The sequence below is a fragment of the Cupriavidus sp. 2TAF22 genome, assembly GCF_052115045.1.
Lineage (GTDB): Bacteria > Pseudomonadota > Gammaproteobacteria > Burkholderiales > Burkholderiaceae > Cupriavidus.
Genome location: NZ_JBFRFX010000017.1, coordinates 55221 through 68243, shown reverse-complemented (window position 1 = coordinate 68243; position 13023 = coordinate 55221). Strand labels below are relative to the sequence as shown.

The 13023-nt window shown below is 66.5% G+C and carries 13 protein-coding genes; 6 read left to right on the top strand and 7 right to left on the bottom strand.

All coding sequences use genetic code 11. From position 1 onward, the window contains the following. Nucleotides 1-90: 90 nt before the first annotated feature. Complete coding sequence (gene metK / locus AB4Z48_RS21165; RefSeq protein WP_441617516.1) at nucleotides 91-1254, bottom strand: methionine adenosyltransferase; 1164 nt, start codon at nucleotides 1252-1254, stop codon at nucleotides 91-93. Between the two features lie 380 nt (nucleotides 1255-1634). Here metK and AB4Z48_RS21160 point away from each other — a divergent pair, with 380 nt between their 5' ends. Genes AB4Z48_RS21160 through AB4Z48_RS21145 form a run of 4 tightly spaced genes read left to right on the top strand, consistent with a single transcriptional unit; the run spans nucleotide 1635 to nucleotide 5178 of the window. Further along, nucleotides 1635-2501, top strand: a complete 867-nt coding sequence (locus AB4Z48_RS21160; RefSeq protein WP_441617514.1) for a lysophospholipid acyltransferase family protein — start codon at nucleotides 1635-1637, stop codon at nucleotides 2499-2501. A gap of 5 nt (nucleotides 2502-2506) precedes the next feature. Next, complete coding sequence (locus AB4Z48_RS21155) at nucleotides 2507-3400, top strand: lipid A biosynthesis lauroyl acyltransferase (RefSeq protein ID WP_441617512.1); 894 nt, start codon at nucleotides 2507-2509, stop codon at nucleotides 3398-3400. Between the two features lie 53 nt (nucleotides 3401-3453). Then, nucleotides 3454-4320: a diaminopimelate epimerase gene (gene dapF, locus AB4Z48_RS21150; RefSeq protein ID WP_441617510.1), complete on the top strand. Its 867-nt coding sequence runs from the start codon at nucleotides 3454-3456 to the stop codon at nucleotides 4318-4320. Nucleotides 4321-4368: 48 nt separating this feature from the next. After that, a complete protein-coding gene (locus AB4Z48_RS21145; RefSeq protein WP_441617508.1) occupies nucleotides 4369-5178 on the top strand; it encodes a polyphosphate kinase 2 family protein in 810 nt (269 codons plus the stop codon). Nucleotides 5179-5394: 216 nt separating this feature from the next. On the opposite strand, the gene AB4Z48_RS21140 is transcribed toward AB4Z48_RS21145, so the two are convergent. From AB4Z48_RS21140 to pyrE, 4 genes are all read right to left on the bottom strand, one after another. After that, the gene (locus tag AB4Z48_RS21140; RefSeq protein WP_441617658.1) at nucleotides 5395-6582 is read right to left on the bottom strand and encodes a DUF3734 domain-containing protein; all 1188 of its coding nucleotides are present in this window, start codon (nucleotides 6580-6582) and stop codon (nucleotides 5395-5397) included. Nucleotides 6583-6853: 271 nt separating this feature from the next. Continuing rightward, nucleotides 6854-7636, bottom strand: a complete 783-nt coding sequence (locus AB4Z48_RS21135) for a 3-hydroxybutyrate dehydrogenase (RefSeq protein WP_441617507.1) — start codon at nucleotides 7634-7636, stop codon at nucleotides 6854-6856. Nucleotides 7637-7769: 133 nt separating this feature from the next. Continuing rightward, nucleotides 7770-8510 (bottom strand): acetoacetate decarboxylase, encoded by a 741-nt coding sequence (locus AB4Z48_RS21130; protein WP_441617505.1) that lies wholly within the window; start codon nucleotides 8508-8510, stop codon nucleotides 7770-7772. Between the two features lie 181 nt (nucleotides 8511-8691). Beyond that, nucleotides 8692-9381, bottom strand: a complete 690-nt coding sequence (pyrE, locus tag AB4Z48_RS21125) for an orotate phosphoribosyltransferase (RefSeq protein ID WP_441617503.1) — start codon at nucleotides 9379-9381, stop codon at nucleotides 8692-8694. Nucleotides 9382-9411: 30 nt separating this feature from the next. On the opposite strand from pyrE, the gene AB4Z48_RS21120 reads away from it, so the two are divergent. Together AB4Z48_RS21120 and argC are read left to right on the top strand one after the other, a co-directional pair. Next, nucleotides 9412-10188, top strand: a complete 777-nt coding sequence (locus AB4Z48_RS21120; RefSeq protein WP_441617501.1) for an exodeoxyribonuclease III — start codon at nucleotides 9412-9414, stop codon at nucleotides 10186-10188. Between the two features lie 87 nt (nucleotides 10189-10275). Continuing rightward, a complete protein-coding gene (gene argC / locus AB4Z48_RS21115) occupies nucleotides 10276-11223 on the top strand; it encodes an N-acetyl-gamma-glutamyl-phosphate reductase (protein ID WP_441617499.1) in 948 nt (315 codons plus the stop codon). Nucleotides 11224-11299: 76 nt separating this feature from the next. On the opposite strand, the gene AB4Z48_RS21110 is transcribed toward argC, so the two are convergent. Both AB4Z48_RS21110 and AB4Z48_RS21105 read right to left on the bottom strand, forming a co-directional pair. Then, nucleotides 11300-11773 (bottom strand): excinuclease ATPase, encoded by a 474-nt coding sequence (locus tag AB4Z48_RS21110; RefSeq protein WP_441617497.1) that lies wholly within the window; start codon nucleotides 11771-11773, stop codon nucleotides 11300-11302. 142 nt (nucleotides 11774-11915) lie between these two features. Continuing rightward, nucleotides 11916-12851, bottom strand: coding sequence for a M48 family metallopeptidase (locus AB4Z48_RS21105; RefSeq protein ID WP_441617656.1), 936 nt, complete (start codon nucleotides 12849-12851; stop codon nucleotides 11916-11918). Nucleotides 12852-13023: the final 172 nt, after the last annotated feature.

Sequence of the window (13023 nt, the reverse complement as noted above, 5' to 3'; positions counted from 1 at the left end):
CCGGCAAGCCGGGCGGCTTTCGCGCCCCTGCCGCGGGCACAAGAAAAACGCCGCCCGGAGGCGGCGCTTTTCGGTACGGACGCGACAGCCTTACAGGCCGGCGGCAGCGCGCAGGACGGCAGCCTTGTCGGTCGCTTCCCACGAGAATTCCGGCTCTTCGCGGCCGAAGTGGCCGTAGGCGGCGGTCTTCTCGTAGATCGGGCGCAGCAGGTCCAGCATCTGCACGATGCCCTTCGGGCGCAGGTCGAAATGCTCCTGCACCAGCGCGGCGATCGCCTCGTCGGAGATCTTGCCGGTGCCTTCCGTGTACACGGTCACGTTGATCGGGCGGGCCACGCCGATGGCGTAGCTGACCTGCACCTGGCACTGGCGCGCCAGGCCGGCGGCGACCACGTTCTTGGCCACGTAGCGGGCGGCATAGGCGGCCGAGCGGTCGACCTTGGACGGATCCTTGCCCGAGAACGCGCCGCCACCGTGCGGCGAGGCGCCGCCGTAGGTGTCGACGATGATCTTGCGGCCGGTCAGGCCGCAGTCGCCTTGCGGGCCGCCGATGACGAAGCGACCGGTCGGGTTGACCAGGTACTTGGTGTCCTTGAGCATCGCGGCCGGCAGCACCGGCTTGATGATCTCTTCGATCACGGCTTCGCGGATCTGCGCCTGGCTGATGTCCGGCGCGTGCTGGGTCGACAGCACCACGGTGTCCACGCTGTGCGGGCGGCCATCGACGTAGCGCACGGTCACCTGCGACTTGGCATCCGGGCGCAGCCAGGGCAGGCGGCCGTCGCGGCGCAGCTGCGACTGGCGCTCGACCAGGCGGTGCGAGTAATAGATCGGGAAGGGCATCAGCTCCGGCGTCTCGTCACAGGCGTAGCCGAACATCAGGCCCTGGTCGCCGGCGCCCTGGTTCAGGTAGTCGTCGGAGGCGCGGTCCACGCCCTGCGCGATGTCGGGCGACTGCTTGTCGTAGGCGACCAGCACGGCGCAGCCCTTGTAGTCGATGCCGTAGTCGGTGTTGTCGTAGCCGATGCGCTTGATGGTGTCGCGCGCGACTTGGATGTAGTCGACGTTGGCGGTCGTGGTGATTTCCCCGGCGAGGACTACCAGCCCGGTGTTGCAAAGGGTTTCGGCCGCTACACGCGCGTACTTGTCCTGGGCCAGGATGGCGTCCAGGACTGCGTCGGAAATCTGGTCTGCGACCTTGTCGGGATGGCCTTCGGAGACGGATTCCGAAGTGAACAGGAAGTCGTTTGCCACGAACTTATTCTCCAGGTTGGCTATTGCGTGCCAACCTATTCAGTCCTGGCGGCGACGCTTTAGCGGTATTTTCAAGCCGTTCCGGTAGAACGGTATCGCCCCGCAAGTTGTCAGTTAACTCGGCGATACGCGTTATTATACGCGGCTGCGAGCCGGCCTGCAGCGCCCCCGTTCCGATTGGGGTTGCCCGTGCGGCGCTGCCGGGGCCGGTGGCGGCCTTTTCGCAGTGAAACCGCAGGCACAGGCGCCTGTCTGACAGTGCAAGCGGTGTGCGGGCCCGGTAACGGATCCCCATGTCATTTCGATTGCCCCCTCTAACGGCAGCGGCGGGCAAAACATGAATCACTGAACCCGGCCACCGTGCCGCAGAGCACGATCCGATGACCTTTTTGTTCTGGCTGATTTCCCGCTTGCCGCTGTCGTGGCTGCACGCCGCCGGCGGTGCGCTGGGCCTGCTGGCAGCGCGCCTGCCGGGACGCTACGGCACGCGGCTGACCGCGCACATGCGCCAGGCCTATCCGGGCGCTGACGCGGCCACGCTGGCAGAAGCCGCGCGCGCCACCGGCCGCATGATCCTGGAGATGCCGTATTTCTGGTGCCGCCGCAACCCGCCGCGGCGCTTGTACGGCTTTGCCCTGCCACTGTGGCCTGAACTGGACCGCCTGATGGCGCAAGGCCGCGGGCTGATCATCCTGGTTCCCCACCTGGGCTGCTTCGAAGTGCTGCCGCAGGCGTTCGCGCTCAAGCATCCGGTCACCGCGCTCTACAAGCCACCCCACCAGGCCTGGCTGCGCGCCTGGATCCTGAAGATGCGTACTCGTCACAATCTTGCCATGGCACCCGCGGAGCCGCGCGGCGTGCGCATGCTGCTCAAGGCACTCAAGCGCGGCGAAGCGGTTGGCATCCTGCCTGACCAGGTACCGCCTGGCGGTGAAGGCGCGTGGGCGCCGTTCTTCGGCAAGCCCGCCTACACCATGACCCTGGTGCAGCGCCTGCAGCAGCACACCGGCTCGCCCATCGCCGCGATCTTCGCCGAGCGCCTGCCGCGCGGCGAAGGCTTCCTCGGGCATATGAAGGTGATCGAAGAACCCTTGCCGGACGATCCGGGCGAGGCTGCCGCCGTGCTCAACCAGGCCATCGAGGCATTGGTCCGCGCCGCGCCCACGCAGTACCTGTGGGGCTACAACCGATACAAGCAACCGCGCGGCGCCGAGGCCCCTCCCGAACCCGCGCCGCTCTCCAACTAGAACAAATGAGCCGTATCTTTACCTGGCTGGGCATTGCCCTGCTGACCGTGCTGGGCAAGTTGCCCTATCCGCTGGTGGCGCGCTTCGGCGAAGGACTGGGCAGCTTGCTCTACCTCATCCCCAGCAGCCGCCGCAAGGTGGTGCAGACCAACCTGCGCCTGTGCTTTCCCGAGCGCAGCGACGCCGAGATCGAGGCGCTGTCGCGCCAGACCTTCCGCACCGTGTTCCGCAGCTTTGCCGAGCGCGGCATCTTCTGGACCGGCAGCGAGAAGCAGATGCGCCGTTGGGTGCGCATCGAGGATCATGCCGACCTGGTGGCGCTGGACGGCAAGCCGCACATCCTGGTCACGCAGCACTTGTCCGGCGTGGAAGCCGGCGCGATCCGCCTGACCATCCACCTGCGCGACCATGTGGGCCGTTCGGGCGCCTCGCTCTACACCAAGCAGAAGAACGACCTGTTCGACGGCTTCCTCAAGCATGCGCGCGGCCGCTTCGGCGCCAACATGATCGCCCGCAACGACAGCGCGCGCGACATCATCCGCTGCCTGCGCAAGGGCGAAGCGCTGCAACTGATCGCCGACATGGACTTCGGCGAGCGCGACTCCGAGTTCGTCCCCTTCTTCGGCGTGCAGGCCCTGACGCTGACCTCCGTGTCGCGCCTGGCGCGCCTGACCGGTGCCAGGGTGGTGCCGATCTACACCGAGATGCTGCCCGACTACCAGGGCTATGTGCTGCATGTGCTGCCTGCCTGGGAAGACTATCCCGGCGACAGCGTGACCGACGACACGCGGCGCATGAACGCCTTCTTCGAAGACTGCATCCGCCCGCGCATCGCCGAGTATTACTGGGTGCACAAGCGCTTCAAGCACCGCCCGCCGGGCGAGCCCGAGATCTACTGAAACCGCCCGCGGCGTGTCCGGCAGGCACGCCCGGCGAGGAATACAATCGCACCATGAAACTCCAGTTCACCAAGATGCATGGCGCCGGCAACGACTTCGTCGTGCTCGACGGCATCCGCCAGACCCTGAACCTGACACCCGCGCAGTGGCGCGCGCTCGCCAGCCGGCATTTCGGCGTGGGCGCCGACCAGATCCTGGTGGTGGAGAAGCCCACCCGCGACGACGTCGACTTCCGCTACCGCATCTTCAACGCCGACGGCGGCGAAGTGGAGCACTGCGGCAACGGCGCACGCTGCTTCGTGCGTTTCGTCACCGATCAGGGCCTGACGGACAAGCGCTCGGTGCGCGTGGAAATCATGAACGGCGTGATCACGCTGACGCTGCAGGACGACGGCCAGGTCACCGTCGACATGGGCGCGCCCGAACTGGAACCGGCCCGTGTGCCCTTCCGCCCCGACGGCCTGCCGACCCGCGCCGAAGGCCGCGACACCCTTTACGGGCTCGAGGTAAACGGCCGCACGGAATGGATTTCCGCCGTCTCGATGGGCAACCCGCACGCGGTGCAGGTGGTGGACGACACCGAGGCCTTCCCGGTGCTGCAGGACGGCCCCATCATCGAGCATCACGCGAGCTTCCCCAACCGCGTCAACGCCGGCTTCATGCAGGTGCAGGAACGCCACACCGTGCGCCTGCGCGTGTTCGAGCGCGGCGCCGGCGAAACGCTGGCCTGCGGCACCGGCGCCTGCGCGGCGGTGGTCGCGGGCATCCGCCGCGGCCTGCTCGACTCGCCGGTGCTGGTGCATACGCACGGCGGCGACCTCACCATCGCCTGGGACGGCGAAGGCGAGCCGGTACGCATGACCGGCCCGGCCACCACCGTGTTCGAAGGCAGCATTGACCTGGAGCGGCTGCCTGGCTGACCATAGGGGCTCGCGGCCCGGCCGGGCCGCCCCCCTGATGGAGTGCCAATGCCGCTCGCCGATTTCCGCGTCACCTCTGGCAAGAACTTCCGACTGGCCGACTTCGACGCCGGCGCCAAGCCGCTCTCCAGCGGCGACAAGGCCGCCGACCTGGCCCGCATCGCGGAACTGAGCGTCCAGCTCGACCAGCAGCAGGACATTTTCTACGCCGAGCACAAGCGCAAGCTGCTGGTGGTGTTGCAAGGGATGGACACCAGCGGCAAGGACGGCACCGTGCGTGGCGTCTTCCGCAGCTTCGACCCGCTGGGCATCCGCGTGGTCAGCTTCAAATCCCCCACCGCCGAAGAACTCGCGCACGACTACCTGTGGCGCATCCACGCCCAGGTCCCGCGCACCGGCGAGATCGTGGTGTTCAACCGCAGCCATTACGAAGACGTGCTGATCACGCGCGTGCACGAGTGGATCGACGAAGACGAATGCCAGCGCCGCTACAAGCAGTTGCGCGCCTTCGAGACGCTGCTGATGGAAACTGGCACCACCATCATCAAGTGCTTCCTGCACATCTCCAGGGATGAGCAGAAATCCCGGCTGGAAGCCCGCCTGGCAGATCCGCAGAAACACTGGAAATTCGACCCGAAGGACCTGGAGGAACGGCAGTACTGGAAGAGCTATATGACGGCCTACGAGGCCGCGATCGCCGCGACCAGCACGCCGGAAGCACCCTGGCATATCGTTCCGGCGGATTCCAAGACGCATCGGAACCTGATGGTGGCGGAGATTATTTCCGAGGTGTTTTCCAGGTTGAAGCCGGCTTACCCGGCCGCGGCTCCGGGCTTAGGGAAATTGAAAGTGGTATGAGGGCAGGAGGTCTTTCCTGGGGGGCTCCGGTTTTGCGGGGCCCGGGGCTTTCGCCGCAAATCCGGGATCAGGTTCGGCAACGAAGGCAGATCCAAAGGCTTTCCAGGCTGCCTCTAAGCCTTTAAGACTTTAAGCCTTTGAATTTGAACGTGGTATCGCCAAGGCGAAACCACGCAAATCCCGTCACTTCGCGCCGCTACTTCTCATTACTTCCCGCTACTTCCCGCCATTCCCCCGATGGATGTCATGCGTGACAAACGGCCTCTCGTGGGTGGGCATCGCCAGCCACTCCGGATGCCGCAACGTTTCGCGGATATCATCCAGCCCGCTCGTCCAGTGCTCGTTCATGGTGAGCAGGCCGAACTGGTAATCCTTCGCGTTGCCCTCGAAGGTCTTGTCCCGGTAGATGAGCTGAATCACGTTGCGCCGCGCGTCGCACGCGTACTCGGCTGCCTTGCGGTACCAGTCGTTGTCGCGCTGCGCCTGCGGCACCAGCGCCATGATTTCGCTGAGCATGCGGCGGTAGTTCTGCTGCTCGCCCATGTAGTCGGTGATGGTGCGCGTGCGGCTGGAGTACTGGATGTCTTTCTGCCGTTCGGCCACGTCCAGCAGGTTGTGCGGCAGCTTGCCGCGCGCGCTCCACAGGTCGACCTGGAAGATCAGCGCATCGCGGCGGGGCTGGGCGGTGAGGACTTCGGACAGCGGGGTGTTCGAAACCAGGCCGCCGTCCCAGTAGAACTCGCCGTCGATCTCCACGGCCGGGAAGCCGGGCGGCAGCGCGCCGGATGCCATGAAGTGTTCGGCGCGCAGCTTGCGGCGCGTGTTGTCGAAATAGGCGAAATTTCCGCTGTGCACATTGACCGCGCCCACCGATACCCGCATTTCGTTGTGGTGGTGGTTGATCCGGTCGAAGTCGACGAAGCGTTCGAGCGTGGTCTTGAGCGGCCCGGTGTCGTAGTAGCTGGCCTGGCCGGGTCCGCCCTGGTGCTCGAACAGCATCGGCCATGGACGCGGCTGGAAGAAGCCGCGCTGGCCTTCGAGCACGGCACGGGCGGCTTCGATGCCGTCGAACCAGATGCGCACGGGGTCGGGCCACTGGCTGGCGCTTTGCGCGACCATCTCGTAAGGCAGCAGGCTGGGCAGCCAGGGCTGCTGGCAGATGTACTCCCAGAACGCGCGCAGCTGCTCGACCCGGCGCTCGGGGGCGTTGCCGGCGATCACCGCCGCGTTGAGCGCGCCGATGGAGATGCCCGCCACCCAGTTGGGCTCGATACCGGCTTCGGCCATGCCCTGGTACACGCCGGCCTGGTAGGAGCCGAGCGCGCCGCCGCCCTGCAGCACCAGCGCCCTGACCGTGTATTCGTGGTGCGCGGGGCGCTTGCGGCCGGCGCCCTCGGGCGCCAGGTCGGGCGCCGCGCAGCCGCCGGGAGGCAGGAAATTGGGTTCCGGCTCCCTTGGTGCCTTGGCCTTCGCCTTTGCCACCGCCTGCCTCACCTCGGGCGCGGCGGGGTCGGCCACCACGGCCGCGGCTTCGCTGCGCGCGCCGTTCTTCTCGATCTTCGTCACTGCCTGATTTGCTTTCTGCCGACGTCCGCCTGCCACGGCTTCTCCTTGATGGTTTTGTCCTTCGCGCGGCCGGCAGGCGGCATGGTGCCGCCGCGCCGGCCGTCCTTGCTTACTGCATGTACCAGCCGTGGCTGACGATGAACGACTGGCCGGTCAGCGCCGCCGACGGGAATGCGCAAAGGAACAGCGCGGTCTGGGCCACATCGTCCACGGTGGTGAAGACGCCGTCCACGGTGCCGCCCAGCATCACGCGGCGGATCACCTCCTCTTCGCTGATGCCCAGCTCCTTGGCCTGTTCCGGGATCTGCTTGTCCACCAGGGGCGTGCGCACGAAGCCCGGGCAGATCACGTGCGAGCGCACGTTGTACTCCGCGCCTTCCTTGGCCAGCACCCGCGCCAGGCCGAGCAGCGCGTGCTTGGCGGCGACGTAGGCGGATTTCAGCGGCGACGCTTCGTGCGAGTGGACCGAGCCCATGTAGATCACGGTGCCACCGCGCTTGTCCTTGTACATGTACTTGAGCGCGGCCTTGGTGGTGAGGAACGCGCCGTCGACGTGGATGGCCTGCATCTTCTTCCAGTCGGAGAAGGCGTAGTTCTGGATCGGGTTGACGATCTGGATGCCGGCGTTGGAGATCAGGATATCGATGCCGCCGAAGGCCTTGGCGACCTCGTCGGTGGCGCTGTTGACGGCATCCTCGCTGGTTACGTCCATCGCCACCGCGATGGCGCGGCCGCCGGCCGCCTCGATGTCGGCCGCGGCCTTCTGCGCCGCTTCGAGATTCAGGTCGGCGATGGCGACCGCCGCGCCTTCCCTGGCCAGCAGGTCGGCAATGGCTTTGCCGATGCCGCTGGCGGCGCCGGTGACGATGGCGGTTTTTCCCTGGAGCTTCATGAAGACACCTCGTATGGTTGATGCGGGTTGGTTGCTGCGGGCGCAATGCCCGCGGTGCGCGGGAATCGAAAAGAGCGAAGAACCGGACGGCAGGCCGGGCAGGGCCGGCCGCACCGGCGAGCGTGCGGGCCGCTCAGGCGAGGTAGTCGAACACCACCTCGCCCAGCCCGAGCGTGAGGTCGGCCACGAAGTGCCTGGCGCCGAGCACCTCCAGCACCGGCAGCGCGGCCACCGGCGCCAGCGCGTGCGGCGACAGCGACAGTGCTGCCGGGCCGGTCCAGGCGCCCTTCATCTCCACGTCCTTGAGGAAGTAGCACACCAGCTCGCAGATGCGCGGGCTGCCGTCCACGTGCGGAATGACCTTGAGCAGGTAGTTGGGCGTGCTGGAGAGCGCCAGGCCGAGCGCGTCCTTGTCGAGTTCGCGGTGCTTGTAGCCCATGGTGCCGGTGGCCACGCGCACCGGACCGTAGTCGAGCGTGCCGACCAGGGTATCGGTGTGGACCTCGAGCCTGGGGCTGGCGAGCTTCTTCGGGAAGCCCCACAACTCGCGCCCGCCCGCCAGCGGCGGATGGTCGTCCAGGTACATGGCATGGGTGTAGGTACCGGCCTTGCCTTCGTAGGTGACGGGAATCACCTGGCCCGATTCGGTGTAGTCGCCAAACCCGGTGGAATCGGGCATGCGGATGAACTCGTAGTTGACCACGGCATCCGTGATCTCCAGCGGTTCCGGCACCACCGCGCGCAGCAGCGCGGGATCGGTGCGGTAGGTGATGATGAAGAATTCCCGGTGGATGAAGCGGTACGGCCCCATCGGATAGGCCGGACTGGTGAGCGGCATGGCGAATGCCTGCTCGCGGATCGTCTTGATGTCCATCGCCAGCTAACCTCCTGAAGAGATGCTGCGCCGCCTTGCCGGGCGGCAAGGCGAATCGCTGGCGACGGGACCATCCCGGCCGGCCAGCGAGATCAATCAGACCGGCGATTTTTCCGCGCGGTTCCCGTGGCCTGCTGCATGGCGACAAAACCTTGCAATGCCCCGGGCGACAGAAACCAGACTATACGCCGTAGCGCTGGCGATAGGCAGCAACCGCCTCGCGCGAGCCGCCCAGAGCGGGATCCTGGGAAGCGTCCAGGTAGGCGAGCAGGTCCTTCAGGCTGGCGATGGAGATGACCGGCACGCCATATTCGCGCTGTACATCCTGCACCGCGGAATGGGTGCCGACCTGATCGGCCGTGCCGCTCTTTTCCATGCGGTCGAGCGCGATCAGCACGGCGGCAGGCTCGGCACCGGCGGCGCGGATCATCTGCATCGATTCGCGCACCGAGGTGCCGGCGGAGATCACGTCGTCGACGATCACCACCTTGCCCTTGAGCTTGGCGCCTACCAGCGTGCCGCCTTCGCCGTGGTCCTTGGCCTCCTTGCGGTTGTAGGCGAAGCCCACGTCACGTCCGAGGCCGGACAGCGCCACCGCGGTGGCCGAGGCCAGGGTGATGCCCTTGTAGGCCGGTCCGAACAGGACGTCGAAGTCCAGACCCGAGGCCAGCAGGGTTTTCGCATAGAATTGCGCCACCTGGCCCAGCATTGCACCCTGGTTGAACAGGCCCGCGTTGAAGAAGTACGGCGACTTGCGGCCGGCCTTGGTCACGAATTCACCAAAGGACAGCACGCCGGCGTCCAGCGCGAAGCGGATGAAAGTCTGGCTGAGGTCACCAGCGCCGGGCTGCGGCGTCGTCTGCTGCGTCATCTTTTCTCTCTGATTTCAAAATTTCCCGAGATGTTACGGATTATCAGCGCCAACCTCAACGGCATCCGCTCCGCGGCCAAGAAAGGCTTTTTCGAATGGATGGCCAAGCAGGACGCCGACATGGTCTGCGTCCAGGAGCTCAAGGCCCAGGCCGCCGACATGACCGAAGCGTTCCTTGCGCCGCACGGCTACCACGGCTATTTCCACTACGCGGAGAAGAAAGGATATAGCGGCGTCGGCCTCTACACCCGCCACAAGCCCGAGCGCGTGATCACCGGCTTCGGCTGCGCCGAGTTCGACAGCGAGGGCCGTTACGTCGAGGTGCAGTATCCGCACCTGGCCGTGATTTCCGTCTACGTGCCGTCCGGCTCCAGCGGCGAAGAGCGCCAGCTCGCCAAGTTCCGCTTCATGGAAGCCTTCCTGCCCCACCTGCTGCAACTCAAGGCCAGCGGACGCGAGATCGTGCTGTGCGGCGACGTCAACATCGCGCACAAGGAAATCGACATCAAGAACTGGAAGGGCAACCTGAAAAACTCGGGCTTCCTGCCAGAAGAGCGCAGCTGGATCGGCGAATTGTTCGATGTGCACGGCTATGTGGACGTATTCCGCAAGCTGGACCCGCGCCCCGAGCAGTACACCTGGTGGAGCAACCGCGGCCAGGCCTACGCGAAGAACGTCGGCTGGCGCATCGACTACCACCTGGCGACCGCGAAGATCGCCGGGACGGCGCACGCCACCTCGATCTACAAGGACGAGAAGTTCAGCGACCATGCGCCGCTGTCGATCGACTACGACTTCCCGCTGTAGCGGCCCGAACCTGTTCCAACCTAGTTACAATGCAGGCTCCCGTCCGATTCCGGCACGGGAACCTTCGTATTTCCGAGTGAGTCCGCCATGGTTTTCAAAGTGTTCGTAGATGGTCAGGAAGGCACCACCGGCCTCCGGTTGCTCGACTATCTCTCCGGCCGTTCCGACGTGGAACTGCTGCGTATCGCCGACGACAAGCGCAAGGATCCGGCCGAACGAGCACGATTCCTGAATGCCGCCGACGTCGCTTTCCTGTGCCTGCCCGACGTGGCCTCGCGCGAAGCCGTGTCTCTGGTGACCAACCCGGACACCTGCGTGATCGACGCCAGCACGGCCTTCCGCACCACCGACAGCTGGGCCTACGGCCTGCCGGAACTGACGCGCGGCCAGCGCGAGAAGATCCGCGCGAGCAAGCGCATCGCCGTGCCGGGCTGCCATGCCAGTGCCTTCGTGCTGGCCGTGCGCCCGCTGGTGGAAGCCGGCGTGATGCAGGCCGACTATCCGGTCTCGGCTTTCTCGCTGACCGGCTACAGCGGCGGCGGCAAGCAGATGATTGCCGAGTTCGAAGCCGGCGGTAACCCGAAGCTGAACAGCCCGCGTCCCTACGGCCTGGGCCTGGCGCACAAGCACCTGCCGGAAATGCGCGTGCAGACCGGCCTGGCGCAGGCACCGATCTTCAACCCGATCGTCGGCAACTTCCTCAAGGGCCTGGCGGTGACCGTGCCGGTGTACCCGGACCGCCTGGCGCGCAAGGTCACGCCGGAGCAGATCGCCGACATCTATCGCAAGCACTATGAAGGCGAGCAGTTCGTGCGCGTGATGCCGGTGGGCGATGAGGCCAATCTCGACGGCGGCTTCTTCGACGTGCAGGCCAGCAACGATACCAACCGCGTGGACCTGTTCGTGTTCGGCTCGGCCGAGCGCATCGTGCTGATGGCGCGCCTGGATAACCTGGGCAAGGGCGCCGCCGGCGCCGCCGTGCAATGCATGAACGTGCACGTGGGCGCGGACGAGGCAACCGGGCTCAGCGCCTGATCCTCGCCCTGCCGCTCGCGGCAAACGAAAAAAGCCGGCAGCCGCCGGCTTTTTTCGTGGGCGGCCGCAGCCGGGCTCAGCTGCCCGTGCGGACCACCACGCCCTTGAGCGCGACGCCGATAAAGACGCCGCCCTTGGCGCAGACATAGGTGCTGTCGCTGGCGGTCTCGTCGTTCTTCCAGTTGCTGCGGATATCGATCACCGCGTTGCCCCCCTCCTTCATCGCGCGCTGCTGCAGCTCCTGCACGGCCTGCACGAAGGTGGTGGCGCACAGTTCCTCGTCGCCCGGCGGCGGCGGGCCGCCGGTGGCGCTGCTAGTGTCGATGGGCCGGCGGATGCGCTTGACGGTCTTGAACGACTGCCCGCCCTGGACATCGGCCGGCCGGTTCAAGCCGAACTGGAGCTTGATCGACGGATCGACGCGCGCCTTGGCATCGGCCGACGCCAGCGCCTTGTCGATCGGCTGGTTGAGCAACTGGTCGCCGGCCTGCGCGTTGGCTCCGGCCAGCAGGGCACCGGCCATCAGGCTGAACCGCACCCATCGTTTCATGTTCCGCTCCTTGCTCAGCGACGCAACGGGAAATGCCATCGGCGCTGCGCGCCATGGCACCCGGCGGGCGGCCCGGACCACGCCAGCCACGCCTGCCTTTCATCGTATGCGATACGCCGCAAGGCGGAGGCCCTGGCCGTCTTTACTTTTTTAGTGGCGCCTGGCGGTCGTCGTCGCCGCTGTCGACCGGCGCGTCGCCCAGGTTGGCCATATTGGCGCGGTAAGCCGGCAGCCTGGCCATGTTGGACTCGATGGCGCGCGCGTACAGCGGCAACACCTCGGGCATGTGTTTCTCGAGCTCGGCGATACGGGTCCGGCCGGAGGGATGGGTGGAGAGGAACTCGGAGCCGGGCTGCGCCGCGACCTGCGACACCATGCCCATCTTCTGCCACAGCGAGATCGCGGCGCGCGGGTCGAAGCCGGCGCGCGCGGCGATATCCATGCCGACCAGGTCCGCCTCGGTCTCGTCGGAGCGCGAGAAGCGCAGCGTGAGCAGCTGCGCGCTGGCGCCGATGGCCATATTGCCCAGGTTGCCGAAGCCGAACAGCTGCGAGATGACATTGGCGCCGAGATTGGTGATCTCGGACTTGGCGGCGCGCTCGCGCGCATGCTCCTGCAGGGCGTGGGCGATCTCGTGCCCCATCACCATGGCGACCTCGTCGTCGGTCAGCTTTAGCTGCTCGAGCAGGCCGGTGTAGAAAGCGATCTTGCCGCCCGGCATGCAGAAGGCATTGACCTGCTTCGAGCTGATCAGGTTGACCTCCCACTTCCACTGCCGCGCACGCTCGTTCCAGCGTGGCGTCTGCGGCAGGATCCGCTTGGCGAGGGCGCGCAGGCGGATCAGCTGCGGATTGCTGTCCGGCATCAGCGTGCGCTTGGACTGCGCCTCTTCCTTGAGCTGCTCGTACTCCTGCGAGGCCTGCTGCTCGATCACCTCGACCGGGACGATCTGCCGCACCGAGGCGCCGCCGCGCTGCACGCGGATGCCGTCGTCGGGCCCGGCCTCCTGCGCCAGGCCCGCCGTCATGCCGAACGCGGCCGAGGCGGCCAGGGCCAGTGCGGCGAACCGCCGCGGCATCGCCATCCCGGCCCGCCGGTGGCGGTTCTGACAACGCTGGCAATCGGACATGGAAGATTCCCCGGAAGCGGTCGGCGGCACGCGGAACGATTTGGACTGGAAAAGGGCCGGACATCCACCGGGGCCGGCCGCAACGGTAATGCAATAATACACGGCGCCTCGCCCGGCCTGA

Coding starts and splice junctions, on each gene's coding strand:
- AB4Z48_RS21160 (WP_441617514.1), top strand. CDS start 1,635: ATGACCTTTTTGTTCTGGCTGATTTCCCGCTTGCCGCTGTCGTGGCTG.
- AB4Z48_RS21155 (WP_441617512.1), top strand. CDS start 2,507: ATGAGCCGTATCTTTACCTGGCTGGGCATTGCCCTGCTGACCGTGCTG.
- dapF (WP_441617510.1), top strand. CDS start 3,454: ATGAAACTCCAGTTCACCAAGATGCATGGCGCCGGCAACGACTTCGTC.
- AB4Z48_RS21145 (WP_441617508.1), top strand. CDS start 4,369: ATGCCGCTCGCCGATTTCCGCGTCACCTCTGGCAAGAACTTCCGACTG.
- AB4Z48_RS21135 (WP_441617507.1), bottom strand. CDS start 7,636: ATGAAGCTCCAGGGAAAAACCGCCATCGTCACCGGCGCCGCCAGCGGC.
- AB4Z48_RS21130 (WP_441617505.1), bottom strand. CDS start 8,510: ATGGACATCAAGACGATCCGCGAGCAGGCATTCGCCATGCCGCTCACC.
- pyrE (WP_441617503.1), bottom strand. CDS start 9,381: ATGACGCAGCAGACGACGCCGCAGCCCGGCGCTGGTGACCTCAGCCAG.
- AB4Z48_RS21120 (WP_441617501.1), top strand. CDS start 9,412: ATGTTACGGATTATCAGCGCCAACCTCAACGGCATCCGCTCCGCGGCC.
- argC (WP_441617499.1), top strand. CDS start 10,276: ATGGTTTTCAAAGTGTTCGTAGATGGTCAGGAAGGCACCACCGGCCTC.
- AB4Z48_RS21110 (WP_441617497.1), bottom strand. CDS start 11,773: ATGAAACGATGGGTGCGGTTCAGCCTGATGGCCGGTGCCCTGCTGGCC.
- AB4Z48_RS21105 (WP_441617656.1), bottom strand. CDS start 12,851: ATGCCGCGGCGGTTCGCCGCACTGGCCCTGGCCGCCTCGGCCGCGTTC.